Below are 24,330 nucleotides of genomic sequence, written 5' to 3'. Positions count from 1 at the left end.
TTTAATAGTTAGCAAGTAAATTTCTTTTTGTCAGCTATTTAAAAAATCAGCTAATTCTGTCGTTATTTCAGTTAATGGTGCTTCTTTCACAGGTAAATTCTTTGGCAGAGCCTTGATCATTTGTTTCCCGTATTTTGCCGTGATCAAACGACGATCTAAAACGATCATCGCACCTTTATCTTTATTTGAACGAATCAAGCGACCTAATGCTTGCCGTAAACGTAAAGTTGCTTTCGGTAATGCTTCATGGGCAAACGCCTGGATGCCTTTTTCCTCTAAGTACTCATAACGTGCTTTTACAAACGGCCGCTGAGGATTTTCAAAAGGCAAACGAGTAACGATCAGAAGGGATAAAGTATCACCTGGCAAATCTACCCCTTCCCAAAAGCTATCTGCTCCTAACAAGATACTATTTTTAGAATGAATGAATCGTTTTAAGATTTTTTCTCGACTTCCGCTGATTCCTTGGGCCAAAAGTTCCCGCCCATCACTAAGAAAAGCCTGATGCAGGCGATGATAGACGCTTGAAAGAATCTCATGAGAGGTAAAGAGCACTAAAATAGAACGATCCTGCTTTGAAATTTCCTGAATAACCGTTGCAATGTAGGCTGAAAATTCAGCATTATTCACTTGATTGACGGCAATACCATCCGTTGGAATATACAAACGCGCATGCTGTTCATAGTCATAAGGATCAGGCAGTGTCTTGAATAAGGCATCGGGCACACCTAATTTATTTGGCAAATATTTTTTATCTCTACCAAACTTTAATGTCCCACCAGTATATAGAATATGCTGATACCGCTCATACCAAGTTGTTGTAGGTAAAATACTCGCTTCCAGATCATTGATAGCTAAAGCACCATATCCTTGCGAAGTACAGCTGTACTCCTTGATCCAGCGCGGCTGCCATTCATTTACATAAATATCAAAACACTCGTGTAAACGGTCGATTTGTTCAAAAAACTGCAGCAACCGTACAAAAACGATTCGATCAGAGGAGGTATATTTTTCTAAATGTTCTTCAATTGATTGCTGAATTCTTTTTTGGATCTCTCTCATTTCAGATAATAAGATCTCGATTTTTTGAATTGAAGATTCTCCTTCTAAAGACAGCTGATCGAACAATGATTTGACTAACAGTTCTGTCTCCATCGATTGTCGCTTTTGCTTTGGAAATAAAGTATTGATTTCATAAAAAAGATCACTGAATTCCTCAACTAAGTCAGTAGCTGCTTTACAATAGATTCGCAACAAGCGCCGTTCTTCCTTAGCCTCATCGAAGATATGCGTCACTTGATCAAATAACTGTTCTTCTTCTAAATAGAGTGCTAATTGCTTTTTAAATGATGCATAATTAAATTGACGGTGAGAAATCTTGCCTGCTATGTCTGGTAAATGATGAGCCTCATCAATAATCAAATAAGGGCTTTTGGGCAAAAGTGCTGTTTCTCTAAGCGATTCTTGTGCTAAAAATGCATGATTGACAATCAAAACATTGCTTTGTTTGACTCTCTTATAAAGAAAGCGGACAAAATCTTCCTGATACAGCGCATCTTTACTGGATAGAAAATCAATTCCTCGATGAGCAACATCACGCCAAAAAATATGGTTAAAATTGATCAGCTGCAATTCGTCTAAATCACCAGTCAGCGTTTCTAGGAGCCAGACCAAAACACCCATTTGATAAAGAGCATATTGCTTTTGCGGCAAAGGATCATTCAATGTCGCTTTAAAACGCTGTAAATCAATATAGTGGCGGTGACTTTTGATGATCGTCGCCTGAAGTGGTCTGGGACAAATTCGATTAGCCAGTTGGATATCCTTCTCCAGCAATTGATTTTGTAAAACAATCGAAACCGTACTAATGATCAATGGCTTTTCTGGTGTTGCTAGATAGCTCAGAGGAAATAAATAACCTAAGCTTTTCCCAGTACCTGTTGCAGCTTCGATAAACAAGTCTTTGCTTTCATCCTGAGTAAAATGCTCATAAACCAAATTCATCATACGACTTTGTTCCGAACGATAACTTATCGTTTGACCAAAAATCTTTTCTTTGGTCTTTTTCTTCTTTGGAAATGCCGTTTGACCATACAATTTTTCTTCAAAAAGCGGGACTTCTTTTTTTCTTAATGCGATTCCTGAAACGACTCGATACTCTTTAGATAATGGTAAAATCTCCTGTTTCATCTCTTCGTAAATGTAATGGATATAACGACTAGTATCCATGCCGGTTTGCTGACTCAACTTATCGATAGCTTCCATCGTGATCAGCGGCAATCGGCGCATCTTCGCTTCGATCAATAATAGCAATTCCGCAGTGACCTGTGCATCACTATCTGCTTGATGCGGATTATCGTGAACTAATCCTAAGCTTTCAGACAAATCACCCAAACGAAAACTTTTTTCCGTTGGTAAAAAAATTTGTGACAGCTCAACTGTATCGATTCCAGGAATCTCTAGTTTTGGTGCACCACAGCGAACTAACTCCTGTGCTAAAAATGAATAGTCAAAATAAATATTATGAGCGACAAACACAGTATCTGCTAAAAGATTGTAGATCGTCAGTGCAACATCTTCGAAATAAGGAGCTTTTTGGACTCTACTATTACTGATACCTGTCAGTTTTTGAATTTGTGGAGAAATAGCTTGATTGGGGTTGATATCTGTTGCAAATCGGGAAATGATTTTTCCGTCTTGGATCAGCACGCAGCCGAATTGGATGATTCGGTCAATTGTCGCATCTGTACCTGTTGTTTCAATATCGACCACTGCATATATTTGACTTTTCTTCATTGCTTCCCCGCCTTTCTCTACCCTTGACGATTATACTACAAAACGACATTTTTTTTTAGTCTTAGTTGATAGCATTTAATAAATTAAAAAGGCTTGAGAGACAACGTATTACGTTATCTCTCAAGCCTTTTAACCGCCACTTATCATTTTTAGGCTGAATACGATCAAAAATTTATTTTTCGACAGGCATCAAGCTTAGATTTTGCATATATTGATCCATTAAAATATATCCTTCCAAACGGCGTAATAAATCAACAGAACAACGAACTTTCTTCCCAAATAAAGAACGACTGTATGCAAGTTCACGCATTTCTTGTAAAAATTCATCTAAAGAAGAAACCAAACTAGCGCAGCTAAGGCGCCCGCAGATCAATACATCTTCTTTACGTATACGAACGACCTGTCCCCAAGAATAATTTAAATATTCCGCCTGATTGATTTGTGCTAATAATTCAGAACGCAAGATGCTTTTCTTTTGAACATGATTTTTCTTAGCACCTAAGCGCATCCGTTTATTCATAAAACGTAAATAGATTTCATCTTCTAAATTCTCCATTTCTGTTTTAGAGAAATTAGGAATTTTCGCAGGCGCATCTACTGTTTTACTACTCTTAAGCAGTTTTGAAAAACGCGGCCAGTTACTTGGCGTGGCCTTTTTTGTATTCCTTTTCTTGAAAACTAACGAAGACAGATCAACAGGTGTAAAGGCTGGGCTTTTCACCTCATTTTCATCGACTACAGGTTTTGGCTCTAGCGCTGATTTATTGCGTTTGAGCTTTATTGTATTTCGTTCTTTTTTTGAAACTGAAGGTTCTACTTCCTCTGTCTTATCTTCTACTTCTTGATTTGGATAAACTGTAGGTTCTTCTGCTGGGAAATCTTCTTGAACTGGTTTTTCCGCCAATTCGTTCGCCAACTTTTTTTCAGGTTCTCTTGCTGCCTCATCTTCTGTTTTTGTTTGGACTTCTTCTAACGTCTCTGGTGTTTCAGTCTCATCGATCAATTCAGCTTCTACGGCAACCTCTGAAGGTTCCGCTGGTGTTTCTGTATCCTTTTTTTCTTCCTCGATCACTAGAGGCTGTGCTCTTTTTAGGTGAATGGTTTGGATATTTCTTGATATGACTGGATGACTCTGTTTATTTTGCAGCTGCATTTGACTTGAATTAATTGTTTCAGTCAGCTCATTGATCATTTTGCGCAAACGAAAAATCTCATTTGATGTTTCGATCATTTGTTTCATCATTCCCTGAATCTCACCTGTGTTCAACTCAGACTGGCTTTTAGAAACTAGAGAACGCTCAGTTGGCTCCAGCGTGATTTCTTCAAACCATTTTTTCAGATTCATTCGTAATTCTCTTCTTGTCGGTTCGAAACTACCCATCAACAGAGTATAATACATCACTTCTGTTTCGACATACATATAGATTTTTTTTACTACTAGTTCTTCAAAATCTTCTGTTTCATCCCAGCTATCACAAATCGCATCAAAAAAAGCTTCTCCTTCAGCTAAATTTTGATAATCTTTTGCTAGGTTCAGCTTTCGAACCAGATAAAAAGCATATGGAGTTTCTACATCATCGGCATACACTTCACGGCCTAAATAATCCGGATCAACCTCTTTACAGAGAACTGTTGACCGTTCTTCTTTTTCTGATTGACGTTGTCGTTTACTAATCGTTCTCACTTCCTCAATTTTTTTCCTTTATAAATCGTATCATTTTTTTAGAAAAAAGAACACAGTTTCTATTCTATTATACCGATAAATTCGTAAAATTGTTCTCATTTTTTTACAAATATCTTCAATTAAACGAAAAACACAGATAATACATACATTTAAACAACATTTATTTATTTTTTATTCGCCAATTGAGGAATTCCTGCATCAGAAATGTTTAGTTATCATAAAAATATCAAGCATCACGTTTCTATTTTTCACTTCGGTTCCTTTATTTAGCTGATGTATACTAAATAAAAAAAAGAGAAAACACTCTACTTGAGCATCTTCTCTCTTTCATTCCGCTTATGCGTTTGCTTTCCTTTTATCCCGACGTGCAAGTGCAGGTAAAATCATCCCTAATAAAATCAGCACAACAGGTGTAATAACATTTGAAGCTAATTGGAAAAACCAAGCTTTAGGATTTGCCGCAAAATCTACTTTTGGCACCATCCCCAAAATACAAGCGAAAGCAGTAAACAAGAAACACCACAATCCAAAACCAAAGGCGATTTTCGGATTCTTGATGAATTTATATTCTGAACTGTAATTTTTATACGCTTTATTCAACATCATATAGGCAAAGAATACCCATAGATAACGCATCGGCATTACAACAGAGTTCAAGTTTGTCAGCCATTTTACAAGCTCTTGAATATTTTCAATACCAAACATCGGTAATACGATGATGATACTTACTAGAATACCTGTTAATAAGTAGCCGTTGACCAATGTTCCTTTTTTACTTCTTTTACGCAAGGCTTCCGGCACAAATTCAGGATCAGCATCTGCTAAAAGAATTTGCAGTGGAGCATCGATCGAAAAGGCTAAGGCTGAAATTTGTCCAATACCATTTGTGATAGCATAAATGATCATTAGTAAATTTCCAACACCATAATACTCTCCTAAAAGTTGGAAAGCAGTATAGGCACCATTGGCCATTAAATCTTCCGGAATGTTATTACTTGCAAATAGCATCCCCATCGCAAATGAACCTAAAACAGCAGAAACACCAACCATTGCTGCTAAAAAGATCATTCCTTTTGGAAATTCTTTTGATGGATTTTTCATTGAGTTTACATAAGGAGAAATCTTTTCCGCTCCTCCGACTGCAAAGACCAGCATGGAGACAGTCGTAAAATAGCTAAAATCAAATTTAGGAATATACGTACTGACTTTATCCATATGAGGTGTTGCAAATTCAACAGTCGAGTTCATCATAGGTGCACCGATCGCTAATAATATAAACAGCATAGACATTACGAAAATAGCTGTCCCGGCCATTCCACCAATGACTTTTAGGGTCATCAAACCTTTTGTTGATAGTAGTAAAAAGATCAAAAAGATCGCTAAAGAAATCAATGTGATCCCTACAACAGAAAAATTACTTACAATATTGCCATTTCCTTGAATCGCCCAACCAAAGGCGATCAAAACTAATTGCGGCTTCTGTGCTAGATATGGGATGTGTACGACCCAATACGTCCAGGCAGCATAATATGCTAACCGTTTAGTACTAGTGTTTTGCACCCAAGAGCTGACACCCCCGCTGCTGTCTTTAAACGTTGAACCTAATTGACCGACGATCAACGCATAGGGAATAAAATATAAGACCAAAATCAAAAGCCATGATGTTACAACAGAGATTCCCTGTTGTGCATAGTTATTCACAACATTTCCTAATCCCCAAACCATGTTAAAAGCAATTAAACCTACAGTAAACCAACGTAATTGCTTTTGTTCCATCGAATCACTCCTATTCATTCTATGATGTATAAAATATCTTTTTAATCATAATCATTTTCGCATTTTTAGACAAGCACTTCTCTGGGGAAATGTTGATTTTATCAGCAATTTATTAGATTAATAATAATACATTCGTTTTTTCTAATTTACAAAAATCATTTTTGATGGTCAGTGTCTTATATAATCAGAAAAAAGTGCTGTAAACATAAGAGATCATAAAAAGACAACCATCTCTTACCCTCTCATCAAATCATCATCTTTCTAATCCTTTGGAAAATAGCTAGCTAACCTTTACATTATAAAAAAGACGAGCTGTACTACTTTTCTGCTTTACGCAGTAAGCTATTATACTAGCTAATTTTTTTCTTTTCATTATTTGTGTTTTTACTTACTGTCAAGAAATAACAGTTTTTAAAACACTAAGATTCCTAAACAGTTGCTTCTAAAACTGGCCTTTAGCTTAATCGTGTAACCAATTTCCAACTATAAGCTTCTTACTTTATCGATCAGAATAAATAATAAGTAAAAATACATTCTCATTATTTTGATTAATTGACAAATAAACTGATAATTTATCCTATTTTTATGTGATATCATACATATAGTCGACTTAACAACACATATTTTCCATTGATAAAGCACTACAAACAGTGAAGGAGGCGCATTTTGCCTATTATTTATACTATTTCTTTAATTTTGATCAGTATCTACTATATTTATATTACGATCATTAAACATGCAGATGAACTATATATCGAAAATGCCGGGCTGATGAGTCCGACTTTACAATATGTAGTCGTGATTCCTTGTTTCAATGAAGATAAGGTCATTCGGGCTACGCTCTCTTCCTTATTGGATTTTTCGTTACCTAATTTGGCCATCTACGTTATTGATGACGATTCATCTGATGATACGATAAAAATAGTAAATGATTTCAATGATCCAAGAATCAACCTGATTGAAAAGCACAAACCGAATGCTCAAAAAGGAAAAGGCCACTCCTTGAATACTGCTTACCAAAGGATTCTTAAAGATTATTCTCACGCTGATCCAGAAAACGTTATCATTACCATTTTAGATGCCGATGGTTTTTTGTGCCCCAATGCATTTGAAATAGCTGATCGAATTTTTAGTCATCCGACGATCCATGGTATTCAAGCACGAGTACGAATCATCAACAACTATAAACAGGGAAATCTCCTTTCATTATTACAGGATATCGAATTTTATGAGGTTATTGGCGCTATGCAAAAATTTAGAATGAAAACAAAAACGGTGGGCTTAGGGGGGAATGGTCAATTCACTCGTTTATCTTCACTAAAGAAATTATCTGAAACACCATGGACAGATTGTTTACTTGAAGATTATGATCTAACCATTCGCTTGCTATTAAATAAAGATCGACTAGTTTATTCGGATCAACTGGTTATTTATCAGCAAGGATTGACAAGCTATAGACGCTACTTGAAGCAAAGAAGCCGCTGGATCCAAGGTAGTCTACAATGTCATTCCTATATTAGAAGAGTGATCATCTCGACCTCACTGACAGGTTCTGGAAAACTAGAAATGCTCTTCTTTCTGATACAACCTTATCTTAATCTACTGAATAGTATCATCGTGATCATTTCTATTGAACTTCTTTGTCGGGCTTTATTAGATGGTGCTACCTTGCGTTCATTTTTTACTATCACCATCATGTTTCTTATAACTATTTATCCTGGACTTTCATTTACCAAACGCTATATTAATGCAACAACTAAAATTGATATGATCGATAATTCGCCAAAAATCAGAAGCTATATAGGAGGAATGCTTATGTATATTTATATCTTTTTGACGATCCCCAGTATTGTTCTAGCATTCACTCGTCAACTATTGGGGAAAACATCCTGGTTCAAAACGACAAGGGAAGAAAATGTTTCTATTAAATAAAATGAATCACCTCTTTGACGAACGATTATTTTCAATTTTTCCACTTATTATTATTTTATTTAGTATCATCTTAGGAAAGCTCATGGGGATATTTTTTTTCAAGACTGAAGAGAAAATGCAATTGAACGAACATCCATCTACATGTTCAACTGAAAATTTATCCACATCTTTTTTAGATGCTGACAAGAAAAAGCTGCTTTTATCTAATTTGAAAACGAGTTTGAGCGGTCTCGTGCTATCTCAATCAAAAATCAGTCAAATTCAGTTGATTGCTGTTCAGGATATTCAAGCAACAACTTTTGTTCATTTTTATCATGAAGAAAAAGAAGCGTTCATCTGTACTGGAATCATCAGTAACAACAATACTATTACCTTTTCCCATAAAATCGATGAACAATTTCTTACCCAGCTACAAGACAACTTACATTTAAATTACGAAGAATCCATAACATCAGAGCTTGGAGCTGTTTTTTCTATACTGTATCATCACACACAATTGACTAATGAAAATGAACACACGCTATGTGAAAAAGCAAAGCTTTTTTTCTATCAAACAAGTAAAGAATCATCTGCTCAAATTTTAGGTTCCTCTTTGGCTTCTGCTAAAGACCATTCGTTCGATCAGTATGACTAATAAAGACTTGTTTTACTAATAATTTATTGGAGGTTAACTAATGCACGCTAAAAAATTGGTTTTACCACTTATTTCATGCTTGATTTTTAGTATCTTCTTTACTAAATCTGCTTATGCAAATGTGGATTTTGGCAATTTGTATGTTTCAAATCCAACGATCATGATTGGCAACACGATCGTTGATGAACAGACTGAGATCAGCTATCATCAAAACGTTTCGCTCACTTTCCCTTATGCAGTTCCTAATGAAGTTACGATCACTTCGGGCGATACGATGCGTTTAGACGTACCCGCAAATTGTCTGATCGCTTCTAGTTTTTCTTATGATATTAGAGCTGCTGACGGAACCGTGATCCTGACGATCACGGGAGATGATCTTACCAATACAGTCACAGCGACTTTTGGTCCATATTATGAATCTCACACAGCAAACCGTCAGGGTGAAATCATTTTTTATGCGCGTGGATCAAGTACTGTGGAAAATTCAGATTGGGTAATGAATATGGTCGGCTGGAATAGCTATGACAATACAGCTGCTGTTTGGAATATTATTATCAATCCAGATTCAAAATATATTACAAACACTGTACTCACTGATATACTTGGTCCCGATCAGCAGTTTGACGAAGGATTTTTCGTTCAGGCGGCTCTTGGAACCTATGATAAGACAACACAAGTCTTTCAAGAACAAGAAGCAATCGATCCTGCCAAAATCAGTACAGCAACAGACAGTTTCGTCATCGATCTAGGCACATTGAATCAAGCTGTTTCATTAACTTTTCTTTCAAATAAATTAGCTGATCCTAATTTACCTTATCGAAATAAAGCGATTCTTGAGGCTGATGGTGAAGGAGAGCCTGTAATAATCGAAGCAGAAACGCCAGCTATAGGCGGTGGAGGCAGTGGTACGGGAGAACCTGGTGAATCCTCTCAAACAAGCGATACCTCGACAGAGGAAACATCAGAAACAACCACTGAAGAAACAACGACAGACCTAACTTCTGAAAGTACCAGTAGCGAAGTAGAGTCTTCCATATCCAGCAACACCGAATCAACGACAAATGAAACGATCGATACGAGTCAAACATCAAACAGTAGTGGGAAACAACCAGAAACAACGAGTACTACTTATAACGTAAGTAAAAAGCCTGATAGCTTACCAAAAACAGGAGAACAGAGAACTTTGTTTTTCTTAATCAGCGGTAGCTTTTTATTAGCTGGATCAACCATTTTTTTCGTAAGTAGAAATAAAAAAGCAAAGCATAACGGATAGTAAAAGAGCCCCTGGCGACACATGAATTTACCATTCATGTATCGTCAGGGGCTTTGTGAAATTTGTATTCAAACTTGATTAGATCTTGAAGCGTCTCTAAAATATCCGAACTCGATCAGATAATAATATCGATCGTCAAAATTTCCATGATTCTTTTTGCTAGAAATTGCTGTATATTCTCTGGACTAACACCCTTTATTATTAGTCATCTTCCAATGTTTCTCTTTTTTCTTTTCTTACTGCATGCAGCTCTGACTGGATCTCTCTTCTTTTCTCGATCACAACAAAAATGAACCCGATCAAAAATGGCAAGACAAAACTGCCAAAACGATACAGTAACAATGATGACACTGCATCAACTGTACCTACTAATGGTTTGAATAACAGTAAATAAACGAATTCAAAAGGTCCGATCCCAGCTGGTGTTGGAAATACACCTGACAAAATAACAGCAAAACTAGTAAACGAAAAGACTAATAGAAAATCGACAGTTGGATGATTTTCTACTAAAACAATATACGGAATCACGTACCAAAAAAGCAGCTTGACAACATTCCAGCCAAAAATCAGGAGCATTGCTGAGCGGTCTTTGATAATCGTTTGTACGGTTTCTCTCAATGAATAAATTTGTAAATTACATTTATCCACCCAATCACGTAAGGCTTTGCGCTTAAAGAACTTATTCGCCCAAATGATCAAAATAATTTGAAGATTGATACTACTTGAAAGTACCAATAATGAAAGGATGATCATTCCAGTCAAAATCACACCGATCAAAATAAATGGAATCATTTTAGGAGAGCGCTCATAGAACAACGAAAATTGAAAAATCAGTCCTAGAATTGCCCAAAAAATCACAGCAAGCTTATACATGATCATGTGTAAAGCTGTTACCCCGATCCCTTGAGACACAGCCAGCCCTTTTTTCTTATAAAAGTAAATTTCCGAAAGAAGGGTCCCAGTCCCAAATGAGATCACTCGATAAAAAGCCACATAACAAGAAGTAAAAAAACCATCCTTACTGCTGAAATCCTTTTGAAAATGTCCCGCGATCTCTTTGATCGAACGACCTTCAACAAGTTGATAAACAACGCCGAATATAATCACTAATAATAAAACGAGCCAGCTCGTCTCCATCAATTGAGCAAAAATATCACTCAATGAATTGTCCATTACGTAAATGATGACTCCAATAAAAATAGCTAGTAAACCGATGTTAAAGAAAATTTTTGTTTTAGAATTGCTTTTCATAGTTTCTCCCAACTAACAATTGTTTTCACTACTATCCTTGATAACTAAAACAGATAATTGCAATAGCTACAAGTGTACCAAAGATAAAGAAAAAATAAAAGCGTAATTTCCGAGTTTTATGATGAAACAGCTGCTGCGCCAGCAATCCGCCAATTCCTCCACCAATGATCCCAATAAACAAAAGATCGAATTCAGGGACCCGCCAGCGTTTTTTCTCCGCTCGTTTTTTATCTAAATACATTGCAAAAAATTCAAATACATTGACAATCACTAAATAAACCCATGGCAAATGCCTCAACAAACCCATCATACCTTCTCCTCCACAACCAATCTGCTACTAGCATACCTCGAAAGAGCACAAATTGTAAAGGTAATTAAACAATTTTATAGCTTAGCCTTCTTGACTTTCGGGGACTAATACCGTCATCCCATGTTTGACAACTTTCATTTTAACTGGCAAGTCCTCGCTAGGATCTCCATCGACTCGCGTACCGACTGTCTTATCCGAATAACTAGAAATCTCTATTTGTGAAGCACTCAGATAATAGATACCTGGGACTTCATAAACTTTTCCTAAAATGATTTTAGGCAGATAGAATGCTAATTTGAAAAAATTCAATTTAGGCAAGATCGTCATATGGAACAACCCATCATCTGGCGATGCTGAATCGTCGAAATTCGTAAAACCACCAACTGAATTCGTCATCGTGACCGTGACAAGCTGTGTTTTCCCACGCCAATTTTCTTTTTCTGTCTTGATCGACAGACGATATCTTTTTTTCTTTGCTAACAGCTTGAAAAAATTTCTAATGAAAATCAACTTTCCATATTTTTGCTTCTCCTTTTGACTGATCCTAGCCGCTGTATCTGCTAAGATCCCGATCGTCATCGTACTCACGATCACTTTATCATTGATCATACCATAGTCGATCTTTCGGGTATTCCCATTTAAAATCACTTCTGCAGCCGCTTCAAAGTCTAAAGGGATATTTAAAACCCTCGCCATATTATTGACTGTCCCTCCTGGAAGCAGACCAACATTCAAATCAGGCAACTGCTCCTTGAAGTCTGCTACATTATGATTGATCGTACCGTCACCGCCAATAAAGATCAATGTATCGATCTTTTCATTTTTGGCTTTTTCCACTGTTTTATCACTGTCACAATCTGGTCCTACTTGCTCTAAGAAAAAATGTGCGTTCGTTTGCCCATGATTTTTAGCATAGTCGACAAATTTTTCTGCCAACTCTTTTCCTTCGTCTTTTCCTGAGGTTTCATTAAAAAGAATCATTACACGTTCCATTGTGTTCCTCTCCTTCCGTATTTTCTCCCATCAAAATAGGAAGTACGTCACGTTTATGTAACTGTACTCCCTAATTCGATTTTTTGCTATTATTAGCTATTATTTGGCGTTATTCTCGGCAATTTTCACAATCACATTCGTTGCTTTTTCCATCGCCTGTAGAGAAACGAATTCAAAACGACCATGCATATTTTCGCCGCCAGCAAATATATTTGGTGTAGGGATTCCCAAATAAGATATTTTAGATCCGTCCGTTCCACCACGAACAGGTTCGATCACAGGATCGATTTCTAACTCGATCATCGCATTTTTAGCTAATTCAATAATGCTCATATCTTTTTCGATGATCTCTCCCATGTTGTAGTATTGATCATATAAGTTGATTTGGACACGTTCTTGGTCAAAAGGCTGATTGATGATCTCCTGAACCTTTGTGATCAAGGCTTTGCGCGCTTCGAATTTTTCGCGGTCATGGTCACGGATGATATACGTCATTTTAGCTTCTTCAGGCGTTCCGCTCAAATCTGCTAAGTGGAAAAAGCCTTCATAGCCATCTGTTTTTTCCGGTACTTCATTTTTAGGCAGCTGATTATGAAAATCGATCGCTAACTGCAGCGCATTGATCATTGTATTTTTAGCCGTACCCGGATGGACATTTTTTCCTTGGATCGTGATATCTGCTTGTGCGGCATTGAAGGTTTCATATTGCAATTCCCCCACAGGACCGCCATCCATCGTGTAGGCAAAATCAACATTGAACTGTCCAACATCAAATTTATCTGCGCCAACACCGATCTCTTCATCTGGACCAAAAGCAACACGAATCGTTCCATGCTTGATCGATGGATTCTTGATCAAGATTTCCATAGCCGTCATAATTTCTGCAATACCTGATTTATCATCAGCACCAAGTAATGTCGTACCATCTGTGGTGATCAACGTTTGACCTGCATAATTTTTTAAATTAGGAAAGTCTGTTGTGTTCAGTGTAAACTTCCCTTCTGAATCTAATTTTATCGTTGATTCTCCGTCGTAGTTTTCAAGAATTTGCGGATTCACATCAACTGCGTTGAAATCTGCCGTATCCATGTGCGCAATAAAGCCGATCGAACGAACTTCTTTTTCGATATTGCTTGGCAAAGTAGCAATCACAAAACCGTTTGTTTCGTTGTATGTGACATCATTCATGCCAAGCTCTTCTAATTCTTTTTTCAGTGTTTGAGCAAATGCAACTTGAGTCTGTGTAGACGGAGTTGTTTCGCTCTTAGGATTTGAGCGTGTTTCTGTTTTTACATAGCGCAAAAAGCGCGGTAATAGATTTTCATACATCGGTTCAGTTCCTTCTTTCCTTTTTATCTAAATTGAAATGGGTTGGTATCCACCTGTGATTCAATAAAGGTCACATCCCAATTATATGCTTTTTTCCATTGATTGAATAGCTCGACCAATTTTGGTTTGCATAATTGTTCGATATAGTGCCCCGGATCGATGACAGCCAACTCTTCTGTCAGCATATCATGACCCGTGTGGTAGTAAACATCCCCCGTAATATAGACATCTGCCTGTTTTTTGATCGCATCACGGAAAAATTTTTCACCGCTGCCGCCGCAGATCGCAACACGCTGAATCATTTGTTCCTCATCTGCACAAACAATCCTCAAGCCCTCTAAGTCAAAAACATGCTTTACCTTCTCAACAAATTCACTAAAAATCATTGCTTTTGGCAGCTCACCGACACGTCCAAGACCAAACTCCTTCGTCATATTTTCGATCGTATATACGTCATAAGCAGGTTCTTCATACGGGTGCGCTTTAAGCATTGCTTCAATGACATCCGCTTGGATCGTTTCCGGAAAAATCACTTCGATTTTTGCCTCTTGAACCGCTTCTTCCTGACCGATACGTCCGATTGTTGGATCTGCTCCTTCAAGCGGTGTAAATCTTCCCGTTCCAATCAATGAATAGCTAGTATTCTGATAATCACCTTGTGAGCCAGCGCCGACTTGACCTAACGCCTGACGCATTTGCGGTGCAGCCTCAACTGGTACAAAGACTGCTAATTTTTTATAGCCTACCGTATGAGTTTTTGTCAAATAGGTTGTATTCTCGATTTCCAGCAATTCACAAAACCAGTCATTCAACCCGTTGTCGATAATATCCATATTCGTGTGTGCCGCAAATACGGCAATGTCATGCTTAAGCAGATCAGCATACATTTTTGTCTGCGGATCATCGGTGTCAAGACGCTTGACCGCTCTAAAAATCGGCGGATGTTTAGCAATGATCAGATCTACTTGCTTTTCGACCGCTTCTGCTACAACTTCCGGACGCACATCCAACGTTACCATGATTCGGTTGACTTCTTTATTCAATGTACCGATATGCAAGCCAACAGGATCTCCCGGTTCCGCTAGCCATTGAGGACAATAGGCTTCAAAATGCTCAATAAATTCTTTTCCATTAAGACTCATTCGACAATACCTCCTGAATTTCAAGGATTTCCTTTTGAAGTTGTACGATTTTTTCTTGCGGGTCTCCAGCAGCTTTTTCCAGCTGCGCCAAAATAGTTTCTCTTTGTTTCAGCTCACGCTGCCATTTTTTTTGAAACACTTCTGAGCGCTTGTTTAGTAAAATCGGACCAAACCGTCGTTCTTTTTCAGAATAAGCAATTCTAGTCGTCTCTCTTTTCGCCACAATGATTTCATAGATTTTTTTATTTTCTTCTATGATATCTTCTTCAAGTATAGTATAGCCATGTACTGTCAACCAATCACGAAGCGTTTTTTCTCCTATATTAGGTTGTAAGATCAGACGCTCATTTCCGGCTAAACGCTGGTTCTTCCAACCAGCGTCTAAAATATCGCGGATCAAAGCGCCGCCCATTCCGCAAATCGTCACAGCTGAAATTTGGTCAGCCGTTTCTACAGCAGCTAATCCATCCGCCAAACGAACAGTGATTTGCTCTTCTAAGCCATTCTTTCGTACCTGTTTTTTGGCTGCTTGATACGGTCCTTCTACTACTTCACCGGCAACTGCAAATGTAATTTTTTTTTGTAATACTAACGCGACAGGTAAATACGCATGGTCTGAACCGATATCTGCCAGGCGGCTATGTTCAGGTACTAATTCACCTACACGCTCCAAACGTTTTGATAATTGATTTTCATTCATTCGTCTTAATCCTCCATGGGTATTATACCATTGAAAAAACAGGAAGAAAACGTAGAAGCTATTTATTTTGCGCCTTTATTTTTTCATTTAGCGCTTTTCCTCTGCTGCTCTTTTGGCTTGTCTTTGCTGCATTTCTTTCCTTAGCTGCTTGTGCGCTTTTTTCGAGCCTCGTTCTAAGTCTTTGCGTTTTTTCCGTTCTTGGAAGTTTTCAAATAGAGAATCCAGATCATAATTTGGCGGATACAATTCTTTCGCGCTTCTATCTAACTTCAACTGTCGTTTGTGCACAGTGATCTTTTGTTGATCTACATAAATAACTGCTTCATCAGACATTTCAGGGATTTCATAAATCAACCCAATTTTCTTTTGCTCTGTCCAAAATACTCGATCCCCTTTTTCATAGGTAGGAAAATGGGTTTCGATTTGTTTTTTCTCTTTACTGGCAAACAAGGTTTTCTCAGTTCGATAATTGCGGTCATGTAAATATTTTTGCGCTTGCTTCACAACGTTAGCATCCAACTTCATTTTGTTCGCGATCCAAAAAGCATTGCTCTCTCCAGTTTCGCCGAGGATCAGTTGATATTTTGGTGTTAAGCGCTCTGAATCGAAAGCCATTGCTGCTGTCAAAAAATCTTCGTGCAGTTCAGAGAAACGTTTGATTTCACCATAATGGGTCGTTGTGATCAGCAGACTGCCTTTTTGATAAAAAGCTTCCATAATAGCGATCGCTAAAGCCGCCCCTTCATTAGGTTCTGTTCCACTGCCGATTTCATCCAATAGAATCAAACTATTTTTCTTGGTTTTTGCAAGAATCTCAGAGATGTTATGCATGTGACCTGAAAAGGTACTCAAAGCATTTTCGATACTTTGCTGATCACCGATGTCTACAAAAATTTGATCGAACAATGCAATGTTCGTCCCTTCATCCGCAATGATTTGCAGACCGATCATCGTTTGTAAGCTGATCAATCCAACAGTTTTTAAAACCACTGTTTTTCCTCCAGCATTTGGTCCGGTGATCGTTAGTCCGCGATACTCTTTGCCTAGTAACAGATTCAAAGGAACCGCCGTTTCTCCCAATAAAGTGTGTTTTACATTGACGAATTCAATGATTCCATCTCTATTGATTTTAGGTTCGATACCATTGATTTCCCGACTAAATTTAGCTTTAGCAAAAATCATGTCATATTGTGCGACTATCTCAATGTTTGATTGTATGCTCTGCATTTGTTCAGCGATCATCCCTGTCAACGTTGAAAGGATCTGATAGACCTCTGTCGCTTCTTCCATTTTCAGCTGGTACAATTTATCATTCAACTTGGCTACAGCCACGGGTTCGATAAAAACAGTCGTGCCTTTAGACGATGCTTCAACAATAGTACCAGCAATTTGATTTTTATAGCTGGCTTTGATCGGAACAGTGAAGCGGTCATTTTTTTTCACGATGATCGCTTCTTGAAGTTTTGGTTTATTTTGTGTATTTCGCATAAAACTATTCAGCTTTGACTCAATTTCCTTTTCACATTCCTGCAGGCTCTTACGGATTTTACGTAGCTCACGACTAGCATCTGTTTCGACTTGGTTATTACGGATCACTTGGTAGATTTCATCTTCGATCATCGGAAAAACATGCAGCGCTTCACTATATTTCGCAAGTAATGGTGCAATAAATTGATTTTTTTGCATAAAGGATTGGATCAATCGACTGCTGCGAATAAAGTCCGCGTAGTTCACCAATTCTTTAGGCTCTAAAACAAAACCTTTTTCCACTTGTTTCGTTAGATGTTCAATGTTGTTCAGTCCCATAAATGGAACATGCAGATTCGCCATCAGCAAAGCTTTCGCTTCCGCTGTTTCCTGAAGACGTTTTTCAACGACCTCAATACGGCTGCTCGGCTTCAATTGCTCGATTCGTTCTTTGCCATAAGAACTGATCGCATAAGTCATCAATTTTTCTTTGATTGTCGTAAATTGTGTTTTAATATATGTTTCTTTATTCATTGGTCTCTCCTTCTTTTTAGAGACACCCATCTTTAAATGAATAGATCAAAAAATTTAGCCTTTTAAATGATTTCAGTATTTATTCATGAAAAAAAGGGATGAAGATTCCCTTCATCCCAAAACATCAATAAATATAGACCATAAATCATCTAGTAGATCGGCCATTGATAAGAGGTAAGATAGGTATCAAACATAGGTATGCTAAAGAAGCCATCTAAAAATGGTCATTTATTCTCCAGCTATTCATTTCCTTAAGTTAGATACTTACACTCACAAAAACACCTCTATGGCTTTCTTTGACTATTCATTTCTCGCTAAGAGTATACCTTGTTTTTTTTGTCTCGTCAATAAAAATCAATAGTCCCCAGCAATAAATCAGTAGTGATGACTCATTTCTTTCTTAGCATAGCTGATCGTTTACTACTCTTCTTTTTTATCCAAGAGTTGCTTGTACAGCTCTAAATAGTTCTGTCCTGATTTTTTCCAGCTAAAATCTTTTGCCATTCCCTGCTTCATCATCTTTGTCCAGACTTCTTGGTCATTTTGATAGATGTTCACCGCTGTCACTGTAGTAGATAACAAAGAATCAGCATCAAACGTTGAAAAGCTAAAACCTGTCCCGGAATTCGTAACTGGATCAAACGAAACGACTGTATCTTTCAATCCACCAACCTCATGAACAATCGGCAATGTCCCATAGCGCATCGCGATCATTTGAGATAAGCCGCAGGGCTCCGCAGCTGATGGCATCATGAATAAATCGGCGCCTGCATAGATCAGCTGAGCCAAAGATACATCAAACGATATATTTGCACTCAGCTTATGCGGGTATTGCGTAGCAAAAGAGCGGAAAGACTGTTCGATGTCAGGATCTCCTGTTCCCAGTAAAACAATTTGAACCTCTTTTTCTAATAAACGATCTAGCTCCTCTAAAAGTAAGTGAAATCCTTTTGTATGAGTTAATCGACTCACGATCCCGATCAGTGGAACATCTGGGTGAAGCGGCAAATTCATTTTTTGCTGAAGCATTTGTTTATTTTGTTTCTTGCCTGCTAAATCAGAAATCGAAAAATGATAGGTGAGTTGCTCGTCTGTTTTTGGGTCATATACTTGCGTATCGATCCCATTTAAAACCCCACTCAATTTATTTTTTTCCAATCGCAAAATACCATCAAGCCCAAAGCCAAACGCCTTGGTTTGGATTTCTTTCGCATAGCTTGGACTGACTGTGGTCACAAGATCAGCGTAAATGATTCCAGCTTTCAAATAATTGATGCCATCATTTAAACGAACAGAACCATTATAAAAATGTTCTAGCTCTAAATTAAATAGGTCTGGCAATAACTCCTTGCTGTACGCACCTTGAAATTCAATATTATGAATCGTCAACATTGTTTTCACAGAATGGTAAAAGTCTATCTCTTGATATTTCTCTTTTAGTAAAAATGGCACCATCGCACTGTGAAAGTCATTGACATGGATCACATCTGGTCTAAACTCTAGTTTAGGTAGCATTTCAAGAATCGCTAATGAATAAAAAGCAAAACGTTCCGCATCATCCTGATAGCCATAAAGATGATCACGATCAAAGTAATAGCGATTATCGATAAAATAATACGTAATTTCTTCCAATACTAGACGTTTGATCCCACAATATTGATGTCTCCAGCCTACTTCTATATAAAAATCGCAAACCTCCTCACATTGATTTTTATATATTTCGGACATCTTTGTAAAAAAAGGCAGTACAACTGAAATCTCCACTCCTTTTTGTACCAGTTCTTTAGGTAATGCTCCCGCGACGTCACCCAATCCGCCAGTTTTAAAGAATGGGGCACATTCTGCAGAGGCAAACAAAACCTTCATGCCATTTCACCTCCAATAATATCAGCAGTTACAACTTGATTTTTTTGAATGATCACGGGCTGATCTTTTGTTCCTATAATTTTTATGCCCGCTTCGATCGTGATATTTTTATCTAAAATAGCATATTCGATCTGAACGTCTTCCTTGATTTTCGCATTGGCCATGATGATCGAATGCTTGATAACTGTTCCTTTTCTGATCACAGCACGTCTTGAAACTAAGCAATTCTCTATCTCTCCTTCAATGATACAGCCAGTGGCACATTGGCTATTTTTTACTTTAGAATCCTGTGAATAAAAGGTTGGCACTTCATTTTTGAGCTTTGTGTAAATTTTTTGTCCTGAATATAGTAAGTCCTTGAAATTTTTTGGGTCCAGCATATCCATATTCGCTTGATAATAAGATTTGACGTTATAGATGTCACTTAAATAGCCAGTATATTCGTAAGCAGTCGTCGTTTCTTCTTTGATTTTTTGCTGCAAAAAAGTATAGATGCTTGGAGAATCTTCCTTTTTTTGCCCTGCTTCTAATTGCTTGATCAGCCAATCGGTTTGAACGATATACATATCCATACAAAGGTTTACGAACTCTGTTTCATGGACTTGCTCGTCTAATCGGTCTACGCTCAATGCTTCCGCCGAATCATTCAATTTGATAATAGAGGTATCTAAAGAAACTTTTCCTTTAGGCATTTTTTTATAGACCACTGTCATCTTATTATTTTGTTTTAGATGCTGCTTTAAGACTTTTTTGAGATCGATATTGCATAAATGATTACTGCCTAGAAAAACTGTATACTCAGATTCAGCTTTCTGAAGATACTCGATCATTGAAGCAAAAAATGGCAACCCTTGTGCCTTTTGTTTTAAAAAGTCTTGGTAAAAATACACGAAATAGCTATTTTGAACCGAATCTAAGTTCCATTCTTTCCCCCCGCCGATATGGTCGAATACCGATCTAGTCTCCCCTTCATTGAACACCATTAAAATCGAATGAATGTTGGCATTGGCTATACTTGAAAGAGGAAAATCAAGCAAACGATATTTACAATCAAAGGGTAATGTATCCAACGGTCGATTTTCAGTCAAGGGCCAAAGCCCTTCAAACCTTGAAATATTTCCTAAAACAGCGCACATGCTATTGGTTTTCATCTTGTTTTCCCCCTATTACTTCGGAATAGCCAACCACTTTGATTTCATTTTCTTTATAGATTACTGCATCGTCTCCGATAATCGCATTTTCCCCAATGATCGCATTTTCGATCCAGACATTTCTGCCGATTTTAGCCCCAGGCATGATCACACTATTTTTTACTGTGGAACCACTTTTTACCTCCACATTCGTCGACAGAATACTATTCTCAATATTGCCTGCAACATAACATCCATCGACGATCAAAGAATGAGCGACAGATGCTGTTTCTGTTAGAAAATGAGGCGGAGAAATCATATTTTTGGAAAACATCCGCCAGCTTTTATCTCGCATGTTCAATTCATTATCTAACTGAATAAATTCCATACTTGCTTCCCATAAGGAATCGATCGTTCCAACATCTTTCCAGTAACCATTGAAACGATAAGCATAAACTTTTTCTCCCGCTTCTAAATAAGAAGGAATCACATGTTTACCAAAATCTAGTAAATGATCCTCATCAGAAGAACTATCCATTAAAACACTTCTCAAGCGATCCCAATTGAAAATATAGATGCCCATTGAGGCCAGATTACTTTTAGGTTTTTCAGGCTTTTCATCAAATTCAATGATTTGGTCATGTTCATCTGTATTCATGATCCCAAAGCGAGAAGCTTCTTTTAACGGTACTTCAATTACACCTACAGTCAACGAAGCACCATTTGCGATATGTTCCTCTAACATGGCTTCATAATTCATTTTATAAATATGATCCCCTGATAAAATCAACACATACTGCGGGTCCATCTGATCGATATAGGAAATATTTTGATAAATGGCATGGGCAGTTCCTTCAAACCATTTTTCGCCATCCGTACTAGAATAAGGATGTAAAATAGTTACACCAGCATCGATCCCATCCAAGCCCCAGCTAGCGCCGTTTCCGATATGATTGTTCAATGCAAGCGGCTGATATTGTGTGACCACACCTACATGTTTGATGCCGGAATTTACACAGTTACTTAAAGTAAAATCAATAATTCGATATCTTCCGCCAAAAGGTACTGCTGGTTTGGCAATCTCTTTTGTCAATTTTCCTAAACGGGTCCCTTGTCCCCCTGCTAAAATCATTGCAAGCATTTCTGTACTCATTTGTCTACGGGCAAAAATCACCCTTCTCCCCTTTCAAGGTCTGATTATTTTACAAGTAAATCCTTGATGACTTATTCTAAAAGGCTCATGATTTGATTCGAGTATTGATTTCTTTTGGTTTTAGGATGATTCCTCCCAAAGCAGGAACGATCGTTTGTATTTGATACTCAAAGCTTTTAAAGCTTTTTTTCTGCGTTTGGCAATCTTGATTTTTTCTTGTCCATGTCCCTCCAAAATCAGTCATTTCTGTATTGAGCACTTCTTGATATGTTCCCGGAAATGGGACACCTAGAATAAACTCCTTATGCTCGACTGGAGAAAAATTTAAAGCAATGATCAGAAAATCTTTTTTCCGTTTTCCTTTTCGGATAAAGCTCAAAACCGTTGCTTCTGCATTGTCTGCATCGATTATTTCGATCGTCTTTTCGGACTGCTCCAGCTCCCACAACGCTTTTTCTTCTGTATACAATCGATTGAGCACTTCTGTAAAATACTGCATACGCTGATTCAACGCATCATTCAAATCGATCCATTCCAACGCTTCATCATGTTTCCATTCTAAAAATTGTCCCCATTCACTTCCCATAAATAAAAGTTTTTTCCCCGGAAAAGTCATTTGATACATATATAAATTCCTAAGTTGGGCAAACTGTTTATAACGATCGCCCCACATTTTATGCATCAGGCTCCGTTTTCCATGAACGACTTCATCATGGGAAAGTGGAAGAATGTACTTTTCCTGGAACATATACATCAGTGAGAAAGTCAATCGCTGGAAATTATACTTCCGAAAAGCTGCATCCATTTGATAAAAACAAAGCGTGTCGTTCATCCAGCCCAAATTCCACTTATAATCAAAGCCCAACGCATCATCTGAGATATTTCCAGTAATTTTTATCTCGGAGGAACTTTCTTCTGCAATCATGATGATCTCAGGATGCTTCTGTTTTATCACCGCATTCAACTTCTGCAAAAAATAAAAACCTGCCCAATTGCGATGATCACCCGAGCCGATGACAGCCTCAGTTGGCTTATCATAATCAAGATAAAGCATGTTCGAAACAGCATCTACCCGAATCCCATCGATATGAAAGGTGTCGATCCAATAAAGCGCGCTGGAAATCAAGAAGCTTTGTACCTCAGGCTTAGCTAAATCAAAATTCAACGCCCCCCAGCGGATGTTTTTAGCTTGCAATTCGTTGGCATATTCAAATTGGGCGCTTCCATCAAAATAAGCCAGACCATCATCATTGATGCAAAAATGTCCCGGCACCCAATCAATAATGACGCCAAGATCGTTTAAGTGGCAAGCTTCCACAAACTCTTGGAATTCCTCGCTTGTTCCATAATTGGAACAGAGAGCAAAATAGCCGGTTAGCTGATACCCCCAAGACGCACCAAGCGGATGCTCCATCAATGGCATGAATTCTATATGAGAGTACCCTAGCTTTTTCACATATGGAATCAATGTCTCCTTAAGCTCTTTAAACGTCAATGGAGTACCATCTTCTTTCGCCTGCCAAGAACCAGCATGTACTTCATAGATATTCAATGGTCGTTCAGACGAATTCATATTTTTCTGCCTTTTCCGCCAAGTATGATCGGTCCATTTCCTTTCATCTACAGCTTGAACGATCGCTGCAGTATTCGGTCTTTTTTCAAAAGCGGTAGCAAATGGATCTATTTTATAAATTTCCCGACCATTGTTCTGTTTAACTAAATATTTATAAAGGTCCCCAATTTGCGGCCGTTCACTAAATCCTTCCCAAATCGCCGGCTGTTCCGTTTTTACCAATGGTATCGTATGGTCCCACTCATTAAAATCACCTACTAGCCAAATTTGCTGCGCATTCGGTGCCCAAACTCTAAAGACAAATCCTTGTTTGCCATCTACCGTTTTTGGATGACAACCAAAATAAGTATGGCTGGCGAAATTTTCGCCTGTTTCAAAAGATCGCGCCGGATGTTTTTCAGAACTCATTTCGCTCAACCCCACTCTCTTAAAAAATGTTGTTTAGTTTAATCAATGGATACCTATTTTTCTATTTTCAAAGAAATTTTCAAAAAATGCTTTCGTTGAAAATAGAGCCGTGAATCTACTTTCTAAGCACCTCTCTATTACATATAAATGAGACTTATTAAAATAAATCTAACAACAAAATGAAAAAAAAGAAAGAAATAGACCTCTGAATCATAAAAAACAACGAAACAAAAGAGTGCGGGACAAAACTAAAAATCAGTTTTGTTTCGCACTCTAAATCTTAATAAACGGTGGAAACAGAAGAAACTCCTTCGGAAATAAGCTGAAATTCACAAAAATTTGAAGAGTAATTTTCGTGAATTCCCTCTTATTTCTCGGA

17 protein-coding genes are annotated in these 24,330 nt (G+C 37.7%); 3 read left to right on the top strand and 14 right to left on the bottom strand.

Translation table 11 applies throughout. The features are described from left to right. Positions 1-30: 30 nt before the first annotated feature. The 3 genes from H3T55_RS10315 to H3T55_RS10305 form a co-directional block, all read right to left on the bottom strand. On the bottom strand, positions 31-2,796 hold the full coding sequence (locus H3T55_RS10315; protein ID WP_225534400.1) for a helicase C-terminal domain-containing protein: 2,766 nt from the start codon (positions 2,794-2,796) through the stop codon (positions 31-33). Between the two features lie 172 nt (positions 2,797-2,968). Then, positions 2,969-4,480 carry a hypothetical protein gene (locus H3T55_RS10310; protein WP_225534399.1) on the bottom strand — a complete coding sequence of 504 codons (1,512 nt, stop codon included), beginning with the start codon at positions 4,478-4,480 and terminating at the stop codon, positions 2,969-2,971. 336 nt (positions 4,481-4,816) lie between these two features. Beyond that, entirely contained in the window at positions 4,817-6,256 is a 1,440-nt protein-coding gene (locus tag H3T55_RS10305) for an amino acid permease (protein WP_225534398.1), read from the bottom strand. A 666-nt stretch (positions 6,257-6,922) separates the two neighbouring features. Here H3T55_RS10305 and H3T55_RS10300 point away from each other — a divergent pair. The 3 genes from H3T55_RS10300 (at position 6,923) to H3T55_RS10290 (ending at position 10,095) form a co-directional block, all read left to right on the top strand. Beyond that, complete coding sequence (locus H3T55_RS10300) at positions 6,923-8,188, top strand: glycosyltransferase (RefSeq protein WP_225534397.1); 1,266 nt, start codon at positions 6,923-6,925, stop codon at positions 8,186-8,188. Between the two features lie 115 nt (positions 8,189-8,303). Continuing rightward, a complete protein-coding gene (locus H3T55_RS10295) occupies positions 8,304-8,822 on the top strand; it encodes a hypothetical protein (protein WP_225550158.1) in 519 nt (172 codons plus the stop codon). A 40-nt stretch (positions 8,823-8,862) separates the two neighbouring features. Then, positions 8,863-10,095 (top strand): LPXTG cell wall anchor domain-containing protein, encoded by a 1,233-nt coding sequence (locus tag H3T55_RS10290; protein WP_225534395.1) that lies wholly within the window; start codon positions 8,863-8,865, stop codon positions 10,093-10,095. Between the two features lie 201 nt (positions 10,096-10,296). On the opposite strand, the gene H3T55_RS10285 is transcribed toward H3T55_RS10290, so the two are convergent. From H3T55_RS10285 to glgB, 11 genes are all read right to left on the bottom strand, one after another. Continuing rightward, complete coding sequence (locus H3T55_RS10285; RefSeq protein ID WP_087641382.1) at positions 10,297-11,346, bottom strand: lysylphosphatidylglycerol synthase transmembrane domain-containing protein; 1,050 nt, start codon at positions 11,344-11,346, stop codon at positions 10,297-10,299. A 31-nt stretch (positions 11,347-11,377) separates the two neighbouring features. Beyond that, on the bottom strand, positions 11,378-11,656 hold the full coding sequence (locus H3T55_RS10280) for a DUF1294 domain-containing protein (RefSeq protein WP_225534394.1): 279 nt from the start codon (positions 11,654-11,656) through the stop codon (positions 11,378-11,380). 81 nt (positions 11,657-11,737) lie between these two features. Further along, positions 11,738-12,649: a diacylglycerol/lipid kinase family protein gene (locus H3T55_RS10275; RefSeq protein ID WP_225534393.1), complete on the bottom strand. Its 912-nt coding sequence runs from the start codon at positions 12,647-12,649 to the stop codon at positions 11,738-11,740. Between the two features lie 99 nt (positions 12,650-12,748). Continuing rightward, positions 12,749-13,978, bottom strand: coding sequence for a peptidase T (gene pepT, locus H3T55_RS10270; protein ID WP_225534392.1), 1,230 nt, complete (start codon positions 13,976-13,978; stop codon positions 12,749-12,751). A 23-nt stretch (positions 13,979-14,001) separates the two neighbouring features. After that, positions 14,002-15,120, bottom strand: coding sequence for a Nif3-like dinuclear metal center hexameric protein (locus tag H3T55_RS10265; RefSeq protein ID WP_225534391.1), 1,119 nt, complete (start codon positions 15,118-15,120; stop codon positions 14,002-14,004). Next, a complete protein-coding gene (locus H3T55_RS10260; RefSeq protein ID WP_225534390.1) occupies positions 15,110-15,820 on the bottom strand; it encodes a tRNA (adenine(22)-N(1))-methyltransferase in 711 nt (236 codons plus the stop codon). Before H3T55_RS10260 ends, H3T55_RS10265 begins: the two co-directional genes overlap by 11 nt. Positions 15,821-15,907: 87 nt before the next feature. Continuing rightward, positions 15,908-17,821 (bottom strand): endonuclease MutS2, encoded by a 1,914-nt coding sequence (locus H3T55_RS10255; RefSeq protein ID WP_225534389.1) that lies wholly within the window; start codon positions 17,819-17,821, stop codon positions 15,908-15,910. Positions 17,822-18,241: 420 nt separating this feature from the next. Then, positions 18,242-19,687, bottom strand: coding sequence for a glycogen synthase GlgA (gene glgA / locus H3T55_RS10250; protein ID WP_225534388.1), 1,446 nt, complete (start codon positions 19,685-19,687; stop codon positions 18,242-18,244). Beyond that, entirely contained in the window at positions 19,684-20,838 is a 1,155-nt protein-coding gene (glgD, locus tag H3T55_RS10245; protein ID WP_225534387.1) for a glucose-1-phosphate adenylyltransferase subunit GlgD, read from the bottom strand. Before glgD ends, glgA begins: the two co-directional genes overlap by 4 nt. Beyond that, positions 20,825-21,970, bottom strand: coding sequence for a glucose-1-phosphate adenylyltransferase (locus H3T55_RS10240; protein ID WP_225534508.1), 1,146 nt, complete (start codon positions 21,968-21,970; stop codon positions 20,825-20,827). Before H3T55_RS10240 ends, glgD begins: the two co-directional genes overlap by 14 nt. An 85-nt stretch (positions 21,971-22,055) precedes the next feature. Next, complete coding sequence (gene glgB / locus H3T55_RS10235) at positions 22,056-23,951, bottom strand: 1,4-alpha-glucan branching protein GlgB (protein WP_225534386.1); 1,896 nt, start codon at positions 23,949-23,951, stop codon at positions 22,056-22,058. Between the last annotated feature and the right edge of the window lie 379 nt (positions 23,952-24,330).

Source organism: Enterococcus sp. S22(2020), from assembly GCF_020295385.1.
Lineage (GTDB): Bacteria > Bacillota > Bacilli > Lactobacillales > Enterococcaceae > Enterococcus_L > Enterococcus_L dunnyi.
Note: the sequence above shows the minus strand (reverse complement) of the source record. Positions and strands in the feature narration are given on the sequence as shown.

Excerpts from the sequence above, each read along its gene's own strand:
- H3T55_RS10315 (WP_225534400.1), bottom strand. The coding sequence starts at position 2,796 with ATGAAGAAAAGTCAAATATATGCAGTGGTCGATATTGAAACAACAGGT.
- H3T55_RS10305 (WP_225534398.1), bottom strand. The coding sequence starts at position 6,256 with ATGGAACAAAAGCAATTACGTTGGTTTACTGTAGGTTTAATTGCTTTT.
- H3T55_RS10295 (WP_225550158.1), top strand. The coding sequence starts at position 8,304 with ATGCAATTGAACGAACATCCATCTACATGTTCAACTGAAAATTTATCC.
- H3T55_RS10290 (WP_225534395.1), top strand. The coding sequence starts at position 8,863 with ATGCACGCTAAAAAATTGGTTTTACCACTTATTTCATGCTTGATTTTT.
- H3T55_RS10285 (WP_087641382.1), bottom strand. The coding sequence starts at position 11,346 with ATGAAAAGCAATTCTAAAACAAAAATTTTCTTTAACATCGGTTTACTA.
- H3T55_RS10280 (WP_225534394.1), bottom strand. The coding sequence starts at position 11,656 with ATGATGGGTTTGTTGAGGCATTTGCCATGGGTTTATTTAGTGATTGTC.
- H3T55_RS10275 (WP_225534393.1), bottom strand. The coding sequence starts at position 12,649 with ATGGAACGTGTAATGATTCTTTTTAATGAAACCTCAGGAAAAGACGAA.
- pepT (WP_225534392.1), bottom strand. The coding sequence starts at position 13,978 with ATGTATGAAAATCTATTACCGCGCTTTTTGCGCTATGTAAAAACAGAA.
- H3T55_RS10265 (WP_225534391.1), bottom strand. The coding sequence starts at position 15,120 with ATGAGTCTTAATGGAAAAGAATTTATTGAGCATTTTGAAGCCTATTGT.
- H3T55_RS10260 (WP_225534390.1), bottom strand. The coding sequence starts at position 15,820 with ATGAATGAAAATCAATTATCAAAACGTTTGGAGCGTGTAGGTGAATTA.
- H3T55_RS10255 (WP_225534389.1), bottom strand. The coding sequence starts at position 17,821 with ATGAATAAAGAAACATATATTAAAACACAATTTACGACAATCAAAGAA.
- glgA (WP_225534388.1), bottom strand. The coding sequence starts at position 19,687 with ATGAAGGTTTTGTTTGCCTCTGCAGAATGTGCCCCATTCTTTAAAACT.
- glgD (WP_225534387.1), bottom strand. The coding sequence starts at position 20,838 with ATGAAAACCAATAGCATGTGCGCTGTTTTAGGAAATATTTCAAGGTTT.
- H3T55_RS10240 (WP_225534508.1), bottom strand. The coding sequence starts at position 21,970 with ATGAGTACAGAAATGCTTGCAATGATTTTAGCAGGGGGACAAGGGACC.
- glgB (WP_225534386.1), bottom strand. The coding sequence starts at position 23,951 with ATGAGTTCTGAAAAACATCCGGCGCGATCTTTTGAAACAGGCGAAAAT.